General features: G+C 51.9%; 14 protein-coding genes and 3 pseudogenes. 12 read left to right on the top strand and 5 right to left on the bottom strand.

The annotated features are described in order from the left end of the window. Window positions 1-129 precede the first annotated feature (129 nt). The 6 genes and pseudogenes from aroL to BHE85_RS13915 all read left to right on the top strand — a co-directional run bounded on the left by aroL (window position 130) and on the right by BHE85_RS13915 (window position 2755). On the top strand, window positions 130-654 hold the full coding sequence (aroL, locus tag BHE85_RS13940) for a shikimate kinase AroL (RefSeq protein WP_000193393.1): 525 nt from the start codon (window positions 130-132) through the stop codon (window positions 652-654). A gap of 49 nt (window positions 655-703) precedes the next feature. Beyond that, window positions 704-895 (top strand): protein YaiA, encoded by a 192-nt coding sequence (yaiA, locus tag BHE85_RS13935; protein WP_001142439.1) that lies wholly within the window; start codon window positions 704-706, stop codon window positions 893-895. 257 nt (window positions 896-1152) lie between these two features. Beyond that, entirely contained in the window at window positions 1153-1830 is a 678-nt protein-coding gene (locus BHE85_RS13930; protein WP_001276420.1) for an AroM family protein, read from the top strand. A gap of 71 nt (window positions 1831-1901) precedes the next feature. Further along, window positions 1902-2186, top strand: coding sequence for a pyrimidine/purine nucleoside phosphorylase (gene ppnP / locus BHE85_RS13925; RefSeq protein ID WP_000941942.1), 285 nt, complete (start codon window positions 1902-1904; stop codon window positions 2184-2186). Between the two features lie 147 nt (window positions 2187-2333). Then, window positions 2334-2675, top strand: a pseudogene (locus BHE85_RS13920) (DUF2773 domain-containing protein); the annotation flags it as partial. Continuing rightward, a complete protein-coding gene (locus BHE85_RS13915) occupies window positions 2672-2755 on the top strand; it encodes a hypothetical protein (RefSeq protein ID WP_128566910.1) in 84 nt (27 codons plus the stop codon). The pseudogene BHE85_RS13920 and the gene BHE85_RS13915, both read left to right, overlap by 4 nt. 77 nt (window positions 2756-2832) lie before the next feature. On the opposite strand, the gene rdgC is transcribed toward BHE85_RS13915, so the two are convergent. Next, window positions 2833-3744 carry a recombination-associated protein RdgC gene (gene rdgC / locus BHE85_RS13910; RefSeq protein ID WP_001298537.1) on the bottom strand — a complete coding sequence of 304 codons (912 nt, stop codon included), beginning with the start codon at window positions 3742-3744 and terminating at the stop codon, window positions 2833-2835. Window positions 3745-3868: 124 nt separating this feature from the next. On the opposite strand from rdgC, the gene mak reads away from it, so the two are divergent. Next, a complete protein-coding gene (gene mak, locus BHE85_RS13905; RefSeq protein ID WP_001219325.1) occupies window positions 3869-4777 on the top strand; it encodes a fructokinase in 909 nt (302 codons plus the stop codon). A gap of 142 nt (window positions 4778-4919) precedes the next feature. Here the strand turns inward: mak and araJ are convergent, their stop codons facing one another. The 3 genes and pseudogenes from araJ to sbcD form a co-directional block, all read right to left on the bottom strand. Further along, window positions 4920-6104: an MFS transporter AraJ gene (gene araJ / locus BHE85_RS13900; protein ID WP_004981119.1), complete on the bottom strand. Its 1185-nt coding sequence runs from the start codon at window positions 6102-6104 to the stop codon at window positions 4920-4922. 125 nt (window positions 6105-6229) lie between these two features. Next, window positions 6230-9372, bottom strand: a pseudogene (gene sbcC / locus BHE85_RS13895) (exonuclease subunit SbcC). Continuing rightward, window positions 9369-10571 carry an exonuclease subunit SbcD gene (sbcD, locus tag BHE85_RS13890; protein WP_001221303.1) on the bottom strand — a complete coding sequence of 401 codons (1203 nt, stop codon included), beginning with the start codon at window positions 10569-10571 and terminating at the stop codon, window positions 9369-9371. Before sbcD ends, sbcC begins: the two are co-directional and overlap by 4 nt. A gap of 189 nt (window positions 10572-10760) precedes the next feature. Here sbcD and phoB point away from each other — a divergent pair, with 189 nt between their 5' ends. The 5 genes and pseudogenes from phoB to malZ all read left to right on the top strand — a co-directional run bounded on the left by phoB (window position 10761) and on the right by malZ (window position 17855). Continuing rightward, window positions 10761-11450, top strand: a complete 690-nt coding sequence (phoB, locus tag BHE85_RS13885) for a phosphate response regulator transcription factor PhoB (RefSeq protein WP_000113933.1) — start codon at window positions 10761-10763, stop codon at window positions 11448-11450. Window positions 11451-11507: 57 nt separating this feature from the next. Then, window positions 11508-12803, top strand: a complete 1296-nt coding sequence (phoR, locus tag BHE85_RS13880; RefSeq protein WP_000893611.1) for a phosphate regulon sensor histidine kinase PhoR — start codon at window positions 11508-11510, stop codon at window positions 12801-12803. A 406-nt stretch (window positions 12804-13209) separates the two neighbouring features. Next, window positions 13210-14529, top strand: coding sequence for a branched-chain amino acid transporter carrier protein BrnQ (gene brnQ / locus BHE85_RS13875; RefSeq protein WP_000149639.1), 1320 nt, complete (start codon window positions 13210-13212; stop codon window positions 14527-14529). A gap of 75 nt (window positions 14530-14604) precedes the next feature. Further along, window positions 14605-15978, top strand: a complete 1374-nt coding sequence (proY, locus tag BHE85_RS13870; protein WP_001295329.1) for a proline-specific permease ProY — start codon at window positions 14605-14607, stop codon at window positions 15976-15978. 154 nt (window positions 15979-16132) lie between these two features. Beyond that, window positions 16133-17855: pseudogene (gene malZ, locus BHE85_RS13865) on the top strand (maltodextrin glucosidase). 4 nt (window positions 17856-17859) lie between these two features. Here the strand turns inward: malZ and acpH are convergent. Next, window positions 17860-18441, bottom strand: coding sequence for an ACP phosphodiesterase (acpH, locus tag BHE85_RS13860; protein ID WP_001009876.1), 582 nt, complete (start codon window positions 18439-18441; stop codon window positions 17860-17862). Window positions 18442-18471: the final 30 nt, after the last annotated feature.

Below are 18471 nucleotides of genomic sequence, written 5' to 3'. Positions count from 1 at the left end.
ATGTATTGAGATTTTCACTTTAAGTGGAATTTTTTCTTTACAATCGAAATTGTACTAGTTTGATGGAATGATCGCTATTCTCATGACACCGGCTTTCGCCGCATTGCGACCTATTGGGGAAAACCCACGATGACACAACCTCTTTTTCTGATCGGGCCTCGGGGCTGTGGTAAAACAACGGTCGGAATGGCCCTTGCCGATTCGCTTAACCGTCGGTTTGTCGATACCGATCAGTGGTTGCAATCACAGCTCAATATGACGGTCGCGGAGATCGTCGAAAGGGAAGAGTGGGCGGGATTTCGCGCCAGAGAAACGGCGGCGCTGGAAGCGGTAACTGCGCCATCCACAGTTATCGCTACAGGCGGCGGCATTATTCTGACGGAATTTAATCGTCACTTCATGCAAAATAACGGGATCGTGGTTTATTTGTGTGCGCCAGTATCAGTCCTGGTTAACCGACTGCAAGCTGCACCGGAAGAAGATTTACGGCCAACCTTAACGGGAAAACCGCTGAGCGAAGAAGTTCAGGAAGTGCTGGAAGAACGCGATGCGCTATATCGCGAAGTTGCGCATATTATCATCGACGCAACAAACGAACCCAGCCAGGTGATTTCTGAAATTCGTAGCGCCCTGGCACAGACGATCAATTGTTGATTTTAGAGCGCCTATACTTAACGTTCATTCCGTGAAATAAGGAAGAACGATGCCAACGAAACCGCCTTATCCTCGTGAAGCATATATAGTGACGATTGAAAAAGGAAAGCCAGGACAGACGGTAACCTGGTACCAACTCAGAGCCGATCATCCTAAACCAGACTCGTTGATCAGTGAACATCCGACCGCTCAGGAAGCGATGGATGCGAAAAAACGCTATGAGGACCCTGACAAAGAGTGACCGCATCAGACTGCTCGGAAGGGATTCTGAGTGCCACTACAAGGGATCTGCGTCACATTTTTCATAATTCATGTTTTTCTAATAATTAGAATATTAAACAATAACAATCCATTACTGGAATCATTTGGAATCTTTACATTATGCCGTGCACGTCTGCTGCTACGCTTTTTGTCATTTGTAGCACAAGTAAGTGTCAGCAGTGGTGCTTCACACTTGCCCGGTAATTAACGACGAAAGAAAAGTAAGGTGGATGAACAATGAGTGCGTCGTTGGCGATCCTGACCATCGGCATTGTACCTATGCAGGAGGTTTTGCCGCTCCTGACGGAATACATTGACGAAGATAATATTTCCCATCATAGCCTGCTGGGGAAGTTAAGTCGTGAAGAAGTGATGGCGGAGTACGCGCCAGAAGCAGGCGAAGACACCATTCTCACATTATTAAATGACAACCAGCTGGCCCATGTTTCGCGTCGTAAAGTGGAGCGAGACCTGCAAGGTGTGGTTGAAGTGCTCGATAATCAGGGTTATGACGTCATTTTATTAATGAGTACAGCAAACATTAGTAGTATGACTGCGCGTAATACGATCTTTCTTGAGCCGTCGCGAATATTGCCTCCACTGGTTTCCTCTATTGTTGAAGATCATCAGGTGGGGGTTATCGTTCCGGTTGAGGAGATGCTGCCCGTTCAGGCGCAAAAATGGCAAATTTTGCAGAAATCGCCGGTATTTTCATTGGGTAACCCCATTCATGATTCAGAACAAAAAATCATTGATGCAGGGAAAGAATTACTGGCAAAAGGGGCTGATGTCATCATGCTGGATTGTTTAGGATTTCACCAACGTCATCGCGATTTACTGCAAAAACAGCTCGATGTTCCTGTCTTGCTGTCTAACGTATTGATTGCACGGCTGGCTGCGGAATTACTGGTGTAATTTTGCGTGACAGCCAGCGCCTCTGGCCCCTATAGTGAAGTAGATGTTCAACTACCAGACAGGGCCAGTTTATGCTTCAAAGTAATGAGTACTTTTCCGGCAAAGTGAAATCAATCGGCTTTTCCAGCAGCAGCACTGGTCGCGCCAGCGTGGGTGTTATGGTTGAAGGCGAATACACCTTCAGCACCGCTGAGCCGGAAGAGATGACGGTAATCAGTGGCGCGCTGAATGTGTTACTGCCTGATGCGACCGACTGGCAGGTGTATGAAGCCGGTTCGGTGTTTAATGTTCCCGGTCACAGTGAGTTTCATCTGCAAGTTGCCGAACCCACCTCTTATCTGTGCCGCTATCTGTAATTCCTCGCCTTCCCCTTGAACGGGAGGGCATTTTTCTGAAATATCCTCTCTTTAACCCATAATAATATTTCCTTTGCTGCGATTTTTTCAATTTCCGATATATTCATAATTCATCAAGGTTGATATAAATATCAGTGAAGATCTCCAGATATTGTTGCGGAACTGGCTACGATAAAAGATAAATCAGATGATGAATGGTGGCGTGCATTGCTGCAAAGTCGCAATGATCATTTGCGCCAAACGGCATTACGCAACGCACATACCCCGGCGTCGTTGTTAACGACATTGACCGAGTCTCGGCATCGGTCGCTAGCTATGAATAATCCACAGCTCGCTGCCGATGTGAAAACGACGTGGTTAAAAGAGGATCCATCATTACTCTTATTTGTCGAACAACCCGATCTTTCGCTGTTACGGGATTTAGTGAAAACCGGGGCAATGCGGAAAATTCGCAGTGAAGCGCGTCACTGGCTTGAGGAAAAACAATGACACAACGTCCATGGAGCAAGTTACAGCATAAAACGCATAATATTGCTGCGCTAAAAATTATTGTCCGCCGTAGCGAATAATTATATCCCTGGTGTGGCTTCGTACGCCGGATAAGACGCGGCAGGCGTCGCATCCGGCATTAAAGGAAAATCAGCAATTAACGTTGTGCTTCGCCACCTAATCCTTCAATCAGGTTTTGAATTAACGCTGCCAGTTCACCAGTCATCAGGATGAAATCGGCATCAAAACGCTGGGCGAAATCTTCACGGTCGATATCTTCGTTTTGATCGCGCAGCTCGTCGCAAAACTTCAGACGCTTGAGCGAACCATCGTCGCACATCACAAACTGAATGCGCTGCTGCCAGTCGAGCGCCAGTTTAGTCACCACTTTTCCGGCTTCGATGTGATTGGTGATCTCTTCGCTGGTCAGATCTTGTTTCTTCGCGCGGATCACGCCGCCATCTTCCAGCAACGATTTCAGCTCGGCTTCATCAAGCAGCTGGAAGCCCTGTGCCGCGCTACCGGAGCGAACCCATTCGGTCAGCGTCAGTTCAATCGGGTTTTCCATGCTCAATGGTACCACAGGTAACGACCCCAGGCTTTTACGCAGCAGTGCCAGCGTATCTTCCGCTTTTTTGGCACTGGCGCAGTCCACCATAATCAAACCGTTAACCGTGTCGATCCACATCATTGTCTGGCTAAAACGGCTGAAAGCACGCGGCAACAGAGAGTGCAGCACTTCGTCTTTCAGCGAATCTTTTTCGGTTTTCTTCAGCTTACGCGCCTGTTCCGCTTCCAGTTTGGCGATTTTCGCTTCCAGCGCCTGCTTAATCACCGGAGACGGGAGGATTTTTTCTTCTTTGCGCGCGCAGATAACAATTTGACCATTGGCAACGTGCGTTAACGCATCGCTGTGCGATCCCATCGGAGGAACCCAGCCCATCTTCGCCATGTCCTGGCTGCCGCATGGGGTAAATGCCATCGAGGCTAGCTGTTTTTCCATCTCTTCTGCACGCAGCGAAATCTCGCGGCTAAGACGGTAAACCATTAAATTTTTGAACCACAGCATGATAATTTCCACGGCCTTGTTGTTAAATTTAGCGGGCATGATAACGAATTGTCGGCGGCCTTGCATTGCCAATCCGGTTGTCCGTCTCTACGCTATTGATATTGAAAAAAATAAGGAGAGTACCGTGCGTATAGGTATCGATTTAGGCGGCACCAAAACTGAAGTGATTGCACTGGGCGATGCAGGGGAGCAGTTGTACCGCCATCGTCTGCCCACGCCGCGTGATGATTACCGGCAGACTATTGAAACGATCGCCACGTTGGTTGATATGGCGGAGCAGGCGACGGGGCAGCGCGGAACGGTAGGTATGGGCATTCCTGGCTCAATTTCGCCTTACACCGGTGTGGTGAAGAATGCCAATTCAACCTGGCTCAACGGTCAGCCATTCGATAAAGACTTAAGCGCGAGGTTGCAGCGGGAAGTGCGGCTGGCAAATGACGCTAACTGTCTGGCGGTTTCAGAAGCAGTAGATGGCGCGGCAGCGGGAGCGCAGACGGTATTTGCCGTGATTATCGGCACGGGATGCGGCGCGGGCGTGGCATTCAATGGGCGGGCGCATATCAGCGGCAATGGCACGGCAGGTGAGTGGGGACACAATCCGCTACCGTGGATGGACGAAGACGAACTGCGTTATCGCGAGGAAGTCCCTTGTTATTGCGGTAAACAAGGTTGTATTGAAACCTTTATTTCGGGCACGGGATTCGCGATGGATTATCGTCGTTTGAGCGGACATGCGCTGAAAGGCAGTGAAATTATCCGCCTGGTTGAAGAAAGCGATCCGGTAGCGGAACTGGCATTGCGTCGCTACGAGCTGCGGCTGGCAAAATCGCTGGCACATGTCGTGAATATTCTCGATCCGGATGTGATTGTCCTGGGGGGGGGGATGAGCAATGTAGACCGTTTATATCAAACGGTTCCGCAGTTGATTAAACAATTTGTCTTCGGCGGCGAATGTGAAACGCCGGTGCGTAAGGCGAAGCACGGTGATTCCAGCGGCGTACGCGGCGCTGCGTGGTTATGGCCACAAGAGTAAAAAACGTAGGCAATTGGCGCATCATGCCTGATGCGACGCTTGCCGCGTCTTATCAGGCCTGCAAAATGTGCCAGAACCGCGTAGGGCGGATAAGGCGTTCACGCCGCATCCGGCAATAAGTAATGAACACCGAGACTATAACCTACCCCAGTGGTTTCGCCAGCACCGGAGTATCCGCCGCTTGCTGGCGCTTATAGCGACCATACAGCAGCAACGACGACATCGCAGCAAACGAAAGCAGGGCGGCAGGCAGCGCCACGTAATTATATGCCAGCCCCAGCGTCAGCATCATACCACCGCAATATGCGCCGACGGCGCTACCGAGGTTAAACGCTATTTGCCCACCTGCGGCACCTAATAACTCTCCGCCTTTGGCGTTTTGTAGTAACAATATTTGTAGCGGTGCTGAAAGGGCAAATAATCCCGCGCAACAAATAAAAGCAAAAATAAGCGACGTTGTTTTCATGCCGCCGCAGAAAAAGAACATCAGCAGTGCCAGTACAATTATAAAGTCAGTCACTGCTGCAATGCGCAGTGGTGAATAACGTCCTGAAATCCTGCCACTTAGCATATTTCCCAGCACCATCCCTAGCCCAACTAACATCATAATAAAGGTCATCGCCGTTTCCGAAAAACCGGAAATAAACATCATGTATGGCTTTACGTAGCTGAACCAGGCAAACACACCTGCGTTGCCAAACATGGTGGCGGCGAAAATTAACCACGGGGCCGGGCTGCGCAAAAAGTGAAATTGTTCGCGCAGCTTTCCTTTCGCCTCGTCGCGAATATCCGGCACCCAAAAATAGACCGATGCCATCACCGCAATATTAAAAACAGCGATCAATAAAAAGGTGTAACGCCAGCTAAATTCCTGACTTAAATACGTTCCCAGCGGAATGCCCAGCAAATTGGCGACTGTCATCCCGGAAACCATCCCCGCCACGGCGGCGGTGACTTTTCCGGGTTTGATAATTTTTGATAACACGATCGCGCCGACGCCAAAAAATGCGCCATGCGGAAAGCCGGATACCAGCCGACCAATGGCGAGCATCAGGTAAGACGAAGAGAGCGTGAACATGGCGTTGCCAATGACGCACAACGCCACCAGAAACAACAAGATATGTTTGAGTGAGTAGCGGCTGGAAAAGAGTGCGATGATTGGCGCACCGACCACCACTCCCAGTGCATAATACGAGATCATATGCCCGGCAGCAGGAATCGAAATTCCTACGTTATGCGCCAGCTCCGTGAGCACGCCCATAATGCCAAATTCGGCCATCCCCAAACCAAACGTGCCCAGAGCCAAAGATAAAATGACTTTTTTCATACCACCATCACAACCACCAGAACGGCTACCAATCACCGTAGCCAATAAAGTGATAGCTTGCAGGATAACGACCAGCAAGGCCAAGAGATAATTCGCCCCTCTGTATTCATTATCCTGCTGAATAGTTATTTCACTGCAAACGTACTTTCCAGTTTGCTGTAGCCCAGGCCGTTGATCTTTTTCACTTTGATCTGCACCGGAATACGCTCTTTCATCGCTTCTACGTGGCTAATCACACCGATGGTTTTGCCACTGGCGTTCAGGGCATCCAGCGCATCAAGGGCGGTATCCAGCGTTTCGCTATCCAGCGTGCCAAAACCTTCATCAAGGAACAGCGAGTCAATACGTGTTTTATGGCTGACCAGATCCGAAAGCGCCAGCGCCAGCGCCAGACTAACGAGGAAACTTTCGCCGCCGGAAAGGGTACGGGTATCGCGTACCGCATCTGCCTGCCAGGTATCAACAACCTCGACTTCCAGCGCCTCGCTGGCTTTGCGCTGTAACAGATAGCGCCCGTGCAGCCGGGTAAGTTGCTGATTAGCGAGATGGACTAAATTATCCAGCGTCAGCCCCTGGGCAAACTTGCGGAATTTATCGCCCTCTTTGGAACCTATTAGCGAATTCAGATATCCCCAGTCCTCAACCTGCTGCGTCATTTGAGCAATTTGCTGCATTAAGGTTTGTTGTTGCTGACGGTTATCTGCATCCTGCTTCAGCTGCTGGCGAATCTCGCCTTGACTCGTGGTGTTTTCACGCAACTTTTGGTGAGTTTGCGCTAACTCTTGCTGAATCTGCTCCACCGTCACAGTGAGAGCCAACCCGTCAGGTCGGTGTTGTTGATGCTGTGCCAGCGTTTCTGCTGTCTGAGTGACCAGCGTTTGCGCCTGACGGCGCTGGTTTTCCAGATTCTGCTTGAGCTGTTCCAGCTGCGTTAGTGTTTGTTCATCCATTAGCGCCGCAAGGAACGCCTGCTGATCGTCAAAGACGCTGGCCTGTAGCGCGGTGTCAAACTGCGCCTGGGCTTTTTGCAGACTTTGCGCCGCCAGAACATCCTGTTGCTGTAACGTCTGCTGCTGGCTGTGTAATGCGAGACATTGTTCATGAACCTGCCGCCAGTTATCCAGCGCCACAGTTTCTTCGCTGTGCGGGAGATCATCACTTTGCGGCAACGTTTCCAGAATCGGCGTCAGCTGCTGAATACGGTTTTGCAGCGTGGTTAATTCGTTCTGGCGTTGCTGCCAGCTCTGCGCTTCTTGCTGACGTGTCGCCAACCAGCTCTCTTCTTCATCTTCCTGTGGCAATGTCAGTGCATAACCCGCCAATGCCGTTAAGAGCTGCTGCTGGCGTTGTTCAATTTGCTGTTGATACTGGATAATTTGCTGATTATGCGCGGCAATCTGCCCTTGTAATTCATGTCGTTGGCTGAGTAACCGCAGCTGGCGTTTGTGCTCATCTTGTGCATCCAGCCACGGTTGAATATCGTCCTGTGGCTGCAAGGTGATATTGAGGCTGGCCGTGACGGCTTGCCATTGTTGAGTAAGTGCTTGCTCATCTTGTCGGAGGCTTTGCGCTTCGTTTTCATCGCGCTGAAGCTGCTTCGTTAATGCATCCAGTTGCCCGCGCAGCGCCGCACCTTCTTCGCCGAGCTTTTTAACTTCGTTTTCCAGCGCCAGTAATCGAGACTGATTAACACCAGGCTCCAGCGCCTGATACGCCTTGACCGCCGGGTGGCTGGTGGAACCACAAAGTGGACAAGGCTGACCCGCCTGTAACTGTGCACGCTGGGCTTCCAGCGTTTTGATGCGCGCTTCCTGCTCGCAAATGGTTTTCACATCGGCAAGTTGCTGCGTCTTTTCTTTATAACGCTGGCGCATTTCGTTAAGTGCGACATTACGTTGCGTCTGTTCCAGAGATCCATTCTGGATAGTGACCATTAACTGCGCCAGACGTTTTTGTTGGGGAACAATCTGCCCATGCAGCGCGACCAGGCGCTGACGCAGTGGGCGTTGCTCAGCATGTTGCGCCAGGGCGGTAGCAACTTCATCGGCGGTTAACGTCAACGTGATCGCCGCAAGCGCATTAAGTTTTTGCTCAGCATGGGTTAACTGTTGCTGCCATTGCCGCAGATGCTCGCGATCGCTGGTTTGTTGGGAGAACTGCGCACGCCAACCCGCCAGTTCGTTGTTCCACTGACGGAAGCGGTCGTGTTCCTGTAACCAGGTATTCAGGCTTTGTTGCTGCTGCTGTAATTCTGCTGACTGCTTCGCCGCGTGGTGGCGAATGCTCGCGCGAAGCGCCATTGTGCTCTGTAAGCGAGTATTTACTTCTTCAATCTGCTGGCGAGTATGCGCCAGCGCCGCGCTGTGTTCTGCGATGCGTTCCCAGTGCGGACGAAGATTTCGTGCCGGTTGTGCCAGACTGAGCGCCGCCAGTTGAGGTTGCGCTTTTTCTTCTTCGGCTAACGCCTGTTGCAAGGCCTGCTGACGGCGGCTGGCTTCTTGCTGCAATTCGTCCAGACGCGTTAACCAGTTTAGTGATTGTTGTTCTTGCTGCTGCGCGGTAAGTAACTGTTTTTCTTCGTCAGTAAGTACCTGCAAACTCGCTGTCAGCGATTGCACTTGTTCCGGCGTGAGCAACGCGACGCCGCTGGCCTGCGCTTGCAGCTTCTCCAGCTCTGTGCGGGCGATTTGTGCTGCTCAAAAACCATCGCCGAGATTTGCCCGTAGATTTCAGTGCCGGTTAACTCCTCGAGCAATTCCGCGCGTTCTTTGGGTTTGGCATTCAGGAAGGCAGCAAATTGCCCCTGCGAAAGCAGCATCGAACGGGTGAAGCGCCCGTAATCCAGCCCGGTTAACGTCGCTGTCAGTTCCAGCTTATCTTTCACTTTGTCGGCGAGAATTTTGCCGTCGGCGCAGCGCGCCAGCTCTACGCGTGGCACCTGCAAATTACCGTCGGGTTGGTTACGCGCCCGATTCTGGCTCCAGAATGCACGGTACGCTTCACCTTTCACTTCAAACTCCACCTCCGCCAGACATTCGGCGGTATCGCGGGTCATGAGATCATTTTGCGATTGTGAAACGTTAGAGAGACGCGGAGTTTCGTGATACAGCGCCAGACAAATGGCGTCCAGCAGGGTGGTTTTCCCCGCACCGGTTGGGCCGGTAATGGCAAACAGCCCGTTGCTGGCGAACGGCTCGCGGGTGAAATCAATCTTCCATTCGCCTTTTAATGAGTTCAGGTTTTTCAGGCGCAGGCTGAGAATTTTCATGCTTCGTGTTCTCCGGCGAGGGTATGCAACGTCGTGGTGAAAAGATGCTGCAGACGTTGCTGCTGCGATTCATCCAGTTCTTCCAGTGCCAGACGGCGATTGAACACCTCTTCGACGCTGAGTTCGCTGAGGGTTTCACGCTGTTGGCTGGCTAATACACGCTCGCGCTGTTCACGACTCCGACGTACCAGCAATACTTCGACAGGCAATGATTCGGCTAATGCCTGGATTTTGCGCTGAATATCATGCAGATACTCATCAGTAGTGATTTCGATATCCAGCCAGACAGGTGGCTCCTGCGATACATCGCGCCACTGTTCCAGCTGTGCGGTAATCGACGCCAGATCGCCTTTCAGCACCGCCATGGGTTGAGTTACCGGTACGTTCAGGTTTTCCACGCTCTCTAATTTGCCGTTTGAAAATGTCACCAGATGGACATATTTACTCTTACCGCATTCATCAAAACTCAGTGGAATGGGGGAACCGCAATAGCGAACATGTTCCATGCCGCCAATAATCTGTGCGCGGTGAATATGCCCGAGCGCGATGTAGTCGGCTGGTGGAAAGTTTTGTGCCGGAAACGCGTCCAGCGTGCCAATATAAATGTCACGCACGGCGTCACTTTTACTGGCACCCACGGTCGTTAAATGTCCCGTGGCGATGATGGGCAGAGGCTGATCGCCGCGCAGTTTGCAGGCATCGGCATAGTGTTGTTGGTAATAATCGGTAATCGCTGCCAGTAAATGCTGCTGTTTTTCAATACCGTTAAGCCCCGCCTGGCTGGAAATAATGTCACGCGGGCGTAAAAACGGAATGGGGCACAGCACTGCGCCTGGCGTCCCGTCGCGACGAGGCAAGATTTGCGGCGCATGTCCGGCGCTGGCGACCACGGTTGTATTGAGGAACGCCATGATATCGCGCGATTCATTCAGCGTGGCGACCGAGTCATGGTTTCCTGCCAGTACCACCAGATGACAGCCAGTTTGCTGTAAATTGACAACAAAACGGTTGTATAACGTGCGGGCGTAACTGGGCGGCGAGCCGGTATCGAAAACATCACCAGCAACAATAATCGCATCCACCTGATGGGTTTGTGCTGTCTCCAGCAGCCAGTCAAGAAAAGCCTGATGTTCAGCTTCGCGGCTTTTACTGTAGAAGTTCTGGCCGAGATGCCAGTCTGAGGTGTGAAGGATGCGCATAACGGTTCCCTGGCGAAAAAGCATGGTCGCGATTATACCCAAACAGATGTGCCATTTGCTTTTTTCTGCGCCACGGAAATCAATAACCTGAAGATATGTGCGACGAGCTTTTCATAAATCTGTCATAAATCTGACGCATAATGACGTCGCATTAATGATCGCAACCTATTTATTACAACAGGGCAAATCATGGCGAGACGTATTCTGGTCGTAGAAGATGAAGCTCCAATTCGCGAAATGGTCTGCTTCGTGCTCGAACAAAATGGCTTTCAGCCGGTCGAAGCGGAAGATTATGACAGTGCTGTGAATCAACTGAATGAACCCTGGCCGGATTTAATTCTCCTTGACTGGATGTTACCTGGCGGCTCCGGTATCCAGTTCATCAAACACCTCAAGCGCGAGTCGATGACCCGGGATATTCCAGTGGTGATGTTGACCGCCAGAGGGGAAGAAGAAGATCGCGTGCGCGGCCTTGAAACCGGCGCGGATGACTATATCACCAAGCCGTTTTCGCCGAAGGAGCTGGTGGCGCGAATCAAAGCGGTAATGCGCCGTATTTCGCCAATGGCGGTGGAAGAGGTGATTGAGATGCAGGGATTAAGTCTCGACCCGACATCTCACCGAGTGATGGCGGGCGAAGAGCCGCTGGAGATGGGGCCGACAGAATTTAAACTGCTGCACTTTTTTATGACGCATCCTGAGCGCGTGTACAGCCGCGAGCAGCTGTTAAACCACGTCTGGGGAACTAACGTGTATGTGGAAGACCGCACGGTCGATGTCCACATTCGTCGCCTGCGTAAAGCACTGGAGCCCGGCGGGCATGACCGCATGGTGCAGACCGTGCGCGGTACAGGATATCGTTTTTCAACCCGCTTTTAACGCCTTGCTCATCGGACGCAGAGCAGGGCTTATGATTTCTTAACTGGAGTATCTTACGTGCTGGAACGGCTGTCGTGGAAAAGGCTGGTGCTGGAGCTGCTACTTTGTTGCCTCCCGGCTTTCATCCTGGGTGCATTTTTTGGTTACCTGCCCTGGTTTTTGCTGGCATCGGTAACAGGACTGCTTATCTGGCATTTCTGGAATTTATTGCGCCTTTCATGGTGGTTGTGGGTGGATCGCAGTATGACCCCGCCACCGGGGCGTGGTAGCTGGGAACCGCTACTATACGGCTTACACCAGATGCAGCTGCGAAATAAAAAACGCCGCCGTGAACTGGGCAATCTGATTAAACGCTTTCGTAGCGGCGCGGAGTCGCTGCCCGACGCGGTGGTGCTGACCACGGAAGAGGGCGGTATTTTCTGGTGTAACGGTCTGGCGCAACAAATTCTTGGTTTGCGCTGGCCGGAAGATAACGGGCAGAACATCCTTAACCTACTGCGTTACCCGGAGTTTACGCAATATCTGAAAACGCGTGATTTTTCTCGCCCGCTCAATCTGGTGCTCAACACCGGGCGGCATCTGGAAATTCGCGTCATGCCTTATACCCACAAACAGTTGCTGATGGTGGCGCGTGATGTCACGCAAATGCATCAACTGGAAGGGGCGCGGCGTAACTTTTTTGCCAACGTGAGCCATGAGTTACGTACGCCATTGACCGTGTTACAGGGTTACCTGGAGATGATGGATGAGCAGCCGCTGGAAGGCGCGGTACGCGAAAAAGCGTTGCACACCATGCGCGAGCAGACCCAGCGGATGGAAGGGCTGGTGAAGCAGTTGCTAACGCTGTCGAAAATTGAAGCCGCGCCGACGCAATTGCTCAATGAAAAGGTTGATGTGCCGATGATGCTGCGCGTTGTTGAGCGCGAGGCTCAGACTCTGAGTCAGAAAAAACAGACATTTACCTTTGAGATAGATAACGGCCTCAAAGTGTCTGGCAACGAAGATCAGCTACGCAGTGCGATTTCGAACCTGGTCTATAACGCCGTGAATCATACTCCAGAAGGCACGCATATCACCGTACGCTGGCAGCGAGTGCCGCACGGTGCCGAATTTAGCGTTGAAGATAACGGACCGGGCATTGCACCGGAGCATATTCCGCGCCTGACCGAGCGTTTTTATCGCGTTGATAAAGCGCGTTCCCGGCAAACCGGCGGTAGCGGATTAGGGTTAGCGATCGTGAAACATGCTGTGAATCATCACGAAAGTCGCCTGAATATTGAGAGTACAGTAGGAAAAGGAACACGTTTCAGTTTTGTTATCCCGGAACGTTTAATTGCCAAAAACAGCGATTAATCCGCCTTTGTCATCTTTTATTGCCATAAGCCAGTCGATGCTGGCTTATTTTCTTTGCAGTCAAAATACGGGCGTTAGATTTTACAACGGTTGGTGATTTTTTGTTCGCATGATTAGCCATGTCTTTTTCACGGAAATAGTGTTTTATACTGGTTGGTGATTTCTTATCGCTATATACCTCTGGTTTTTAGATCCCTCCTTGCTTTAAAACGTTATAAGCGTTTAAATTGCGCTTCAGGTGCTGTCATACTGACTGCATTAACGCGGTAAATCGAAAAACTATTCTTCGCCGCGCCAGGTTGGGAGTATTTCCCGCTAAAATTGTTTAAATATACCGCTGTATCATCCCCAGGGATTGGCACAAAAATTTAACGTTACAACACCACATCCACAGGCAGTATGATTTATGACCCATCAATTAAGATCGCGCGATATCATCGCTCTGGGCTTTATGACATTTGCGTTGTTCGTCGGCGCAGGTAACATTATTTTCCCTCCAATGGTCGGCTTGCAGGCAGGCGAACACGTCTGGACTGCGGCATTCGGCTTCCTCATTACTGCCGTTGGCCTGCCGGTATTAACGGTAGTGGCGCTGGCAAAAGTTGGCGGCGGTGTTGACAGCCTCAGCACGCCAATCGGTAAAGTCGCTGGCGTGCTGCTGGCAACGGTTTGTTACTTGGCGGTGGGGCCGCTTTTCGCTACGCCGCGTACAGCTACCGTTTCCTTTGAAGTGGGGATTGCGCCGCTGACGGGTGATTCCGCGCTGCCGCTGTTTATCTACAGCCTGGTCTATTTCGCTATCGTTATTCTGGTTTCGCTCTATCCGGGCAAGCTGCTGGATACCGTGGGCAACTTCCTTGCGCCGCTGAAAATTATCGCGCTGGTCATCCTGTCTGTTGCCGCTATTGTCTGGCCGGCGGGTTCTATCAGCACGGCGACTGAGGCTTATCAAAACGCTGCGTTTTCTAACGGCTTCGTTAACGGCTATCTGACCATGGATACGCTGGGCGCAATGGTGTTTGGTATCGTTATTGTTAACGCGGCGCGTTCTCGTGGCGTTACCGAAGCGCGTCTGCTGACCCGTTATACCGTCTGGGCTGGCCTGATGGCGGGTGTTGGTCTGACTCTGCTGTACCTGGCGCTGTTCCGTCTGGGTTCAGACAGCGCGTCGCTGGTCGATCAGTCTGCAAACGGCGCTGCTATTCTGCATGCTTACGTTCAGCACACATTTGGCGGCGGCGGTAGCTTCCTGCTGGCGGCGTTAATCTTCATCGCCTGCCTGGTAACGGCAGTTGGCCTGACCTGTGCTTGTGCAGAATTCTTTGCCCAGTACGTACCGCTCTCTTATCGTACGCTGGTGTTTATCCTCGGCGGCTTCTCGATGGTGGTGTCTAACCTCGGCTTAAGCCAGCTGATCCAGATCTCCGTACCGGTGCTGACCGCTATTTATCCGCCGTGTATCGCACTGGTTGTATTAAGTTTTACACGCTCATGGTGGCATAATTCGTCCCGCGTGATTGCCCCGCCGATGTTTATCAGCCTGCTTTTTGGTATTCTCGACGGGATCAAAGCATCTGCATTCAGCGATATCTTACCGTCCTGGGCGCAGCGTTTACCGCTGGCCGAACAAGGCCTGGCGTGGTTAATGCCAACAGTGGTGATGGTGGTTCTGGCCATTATCTGGGATCGCGCGGCAGGTCGTCAGGTGACCTCCAGCGCTCACTAAATCACTGAACATTTGTTTTAACCACGGGGCTGCGATGCCCCGTGGTTTTTTATTGTGTTGATGGGTTAGGAATTGATGGAAAGTAAGAACAAGCTAAAGCGTGGGCTAAGTACCCGCCACATACGCTTTATGGCACTGGGTTCAGCAATTGGCACCGGGCTGTTTTACGGTTCGGCAGACGCCATCAAAATGGCCGGTCCGAGCGTGTTGTTGGCCTATATTATCGGTGGTATCGCGGCGTATATCATTATGCGTGCGCTGGGGGAAATGTCGGTACATAACCCGGCCGCCAGCTCTTTCTCGCGTTATGCGCAGGAAAACCTCGGCCCGCTGGCAGGTTACATTACCGGCTGGACCTACTGCTTTGAAATCCTAATTGTCGCCATCGCCGATGTGACCGCTTTTGGTATCTATATGGGTGTCTGGTTCCCGACGGTGCCGCACTGGATTTGGGTACTGAGCGTGGTGCTGATCATTTGCGCCGTAAACCTGATGAGCGTGAAGGTATTCGGTGAGCTGGAATTCTGGTTCTCGTTCTTTAAAGTCGCCACCATCATCATCATGATTGTCGCCGGTTTCGGCATCATCATCTGGGGGATTGGCAACGGCGGGCAACCGACCGGTATTCATAACCTGTGGAGCAACGGCGGCTTCTTCAGTAACGGCTGGCTTGGCATGGTAATGTCGTTGCAAATGGTGATGTTTGCTTACGGTGGGATCGAAATTATCGGGATTACCGCCGGTGAAGCGAAAGATCCTGAGAAATCGATTCCGCGTGCGATTAACTCCGTGCCGATGCGTATTCTGGTGTTCTACGTCGGTACGCTGTTCGTCATTATGTCTATCTACCCGTGGAATCAGGTTGGCACTGCCGGTAGCCCGTTCGTGCTGACGTTCCAGCATATGGGCATTACCTTTGCCGCCAGCATTCTTAACTTTGTTGTGCTGACCGCTTCGCTGTCGGCAATTAACAGTGACGTATTTGGCGTAGGCCGTATGCTCCACGGTATGGCAGAGCAGGGCAGCGCACCGAAAATTTTCAGCAAAACGTCGCGTCGCGGTATTCCGTGGGTTACGGTGCTGGTGATGACTACCGCGCTGCTGTTTGCGGTGTATCTGAACTACATCATGCCGGAAAACGTCTTCCTGGTGATCGCTTCGCTGGCAACCTTCGCCACGGTATGGGTGTGGATTATGATCCTGCTGTCGCAAATCGCCTTCCGTCGCCGTTTGCCGCCAGAAGAAGTTAAGGCGCTGAAATTTAAAGTGCCGGGTGGGGTAGCAACGACCATCGGCGGGCTGATTTTCCTGCTCTTTATTATCGGGTTGATTGGTTATCACCCGGATACGCGTATCTCGCTGTATGTCGGTTTCGCGTGGATTGTTGTGCTGTTGATTGGCTGGATGTTTAAGCGTCGCCACGATCGTCAGCTGGCTGAAAACCAGTAATCCTTGCGTTCTGTAAGCCGGTTCAGGAGGAAATCCTGATCCGGCTATTCCGAAGTTATCCGCCCCCGTCCTCCTCCCCCAAATATCCTTCAGATGATGAGTGATCCTGCATTAGGCTATGGCAAGGTGATCAGATTTTCATCACAGGGGAATTATGATGTTAAATGCATGGCACCTGCCGGTGCCCCCATTTGTTAAACAAAGCAAAGATCAACTGCTCATTACACTGTGGCTGACGGGCGAAGACCCACCGCAGCGCATTATGCTGCGTACAGAACACGATAACGAAGAAATGTCAGTACCAATGCATAAGCAGCGCAGTCAGCCGCAGCCAGGCGTCACCGCAGGGCTTCAGCCGAATGCCGCCGGCACGACTGGAGCAGTTTGCCGTCGATGTACCGGATATCGGCCCACAATGGGCTGCGGATCAGATTTTTTATCAGATCTTCCCTGATCGTTTTGCGCGTAGTCTTCCTCGTGAAGCTGAACAGGATCATGTCTATTACCATCATGCAGCCGGACAAGAGATCATCTTGCGTGACTGGGATGAACCGGTCACGGCGCAAGCGGGCGGATCAACGTTCTATGGCGGCGATCTGGACGGGATAAGCGAAAAACTGCCGTATCTGAAAAAGCTTGGCGTGACAGCGCTGTATCTCAATCCGGTGTTTAAAGCTCCCAGCGTACATCAATACGATACCGAGGATTATCGCCATGTCGATCCGCAGTTTGGCGGTGATGGGGCGTTGCTGCGTTTGCGACACAATACGCAGCAGCTGGGAATGCGGCTGGTGCTGGACGGCGTGTTTAACCACAGTGGCGATTCCCATGCCTGGTTTGACAGGCACAATCGTGGCACGGGGGGAGCTTGTTACAACCCTGAATCGCCCTGGCGCGACTGGTACTCGTTTAGTGATGATGGCACGGCGCTCGACTGGCTTGGCTATGCCAGCTTGCCGAAGCTGGATTATCAGTCGGAAAGTCTGGTGAATGAAATTTATCGCGGGGAAGACAGTATTGTCCGCCATTGGCTGACAGCGCCGTGGAGTATGGACGGCTGGCGGCTGGATGTGGTGCATATGCTGGGGGAGGCGGGTGGGGCGCGCAATAATATGCAGCACGTTGCTGGGATCACCGAAGCGGCGAAAGAAACCCAGCCGGAAGCGTATATTGTCGGCGAACATTTTGGCGATGCACGGCAATGGTTACAGGCCGATGTGGAAGATGCCGCCATGAACTATCGTGGCTTCACATTCCCGTTGTGGGGATTTCTTGCCAATACCGATATCTCTTACGATCCGCAGCAAATTGATGCCCAAACCTGTATGGCCTGGATGGATAATTACCGCGCAGGGCTTTCTCATCAACAACAATTACGTATGTTTAATCAGCTCGACAGCCACGATACTGCGCGATTTAAAACGCTGCTCGGTCGGGATATTGCGCGCCTGCCGCTGGCGGTGGTCTGGCTGTTCACCTGGCCTGGTGTACCGTGCATTTATTACGGTGATGAAGTGGGACTGGATGGTAAAAACGATCCGTTTTGCCGTAAACCGTTCCCCTGGCAGGTGGAAAAGCAGGATACGGCGTTATTCGCGCTGTACCGGCGAATGATTGTGCTGCGTAAGAAAAGTCAGGCGCTGCGTCGTGGCGGCTGTCAGGTGCTGTATGCGGAAGATAACGTAGTGGTATTTGTCCGCGTGCTGAATCAGCAACGTGTACTGGTGGCAATCAACCGTGGCGAGGCCTGTGAAGTGGTGCTACCCGCGTCACCGTTTCTCAATGCCGTGCAATGGCAATGCAAAGAAGGGCATGGGCAACTGACTGACGGGATTCTGGCTTTGCCTGCCATTTCGGCTACGGTATGGATGAACTAACGTTTTATAACGCCTTGTGTGACGCCTGCGCCATCATCCGCGGATAAAACTGCCAGAAGCGGGTTCCGAGGGCGGTATAATGGGCGTTTAAATCGTACCAGGAGTCACGCAGGGCATCCAGACGTGGGCGACGGCTTGCCATGCCGTTTAACACGTTCTGGATGAAATCCATATCGCGATAGCGCACCAGCCACTGCTCTGACCACAAGTAATTGTTTAGATTGATAAAACGTGGCGGTGAGTCCGGCAAAATCGTCATCACTTGCTTGCGGGCATAACAGATAAATTCCTGTAGCGGAAAGTCCGGCGACAGCTGCGACCAGTGGCGGGAAAGAAAGTGATCCCACATGACATCCAGCGTAATAGGCGCAACGCGGCGCGTTTCACGACGAAACCACTCCCGTGCTTCGCGGACTTCCGGCAGATTGTCAGTCAATACGTCGATACGTCGATGCATATGAATGCCAGCCACGACGTCGGGCGGAAAACTTTCTTCAGGATTTCCGCGTACGAAATCAGCCAGTAAATTGCCGGAAAGCGAGCTTTCCGCGAGATGGGCTAAATGCAGGTGAGCTAAAAAATTCATCGATTATATTCTATCCAAAGGGGGGTAAAG

Origin of the sequence: Shigella sp. FC1567, from assembly GCF_001743015.1 — a bacterium.
In the GTDB taxonomy this organism is placed as follows: domain Bacteria; phylum Pseudomonadota; class Gammaproteobacteria; order Enterobacterales; family Enterobacteriaceae; genus Escherichia; species Escherichia coli.
Note: the sequence above shows the minus strand (reverse complement) of the source record. Positions and strands in the feature narration are given on the sequence as shown.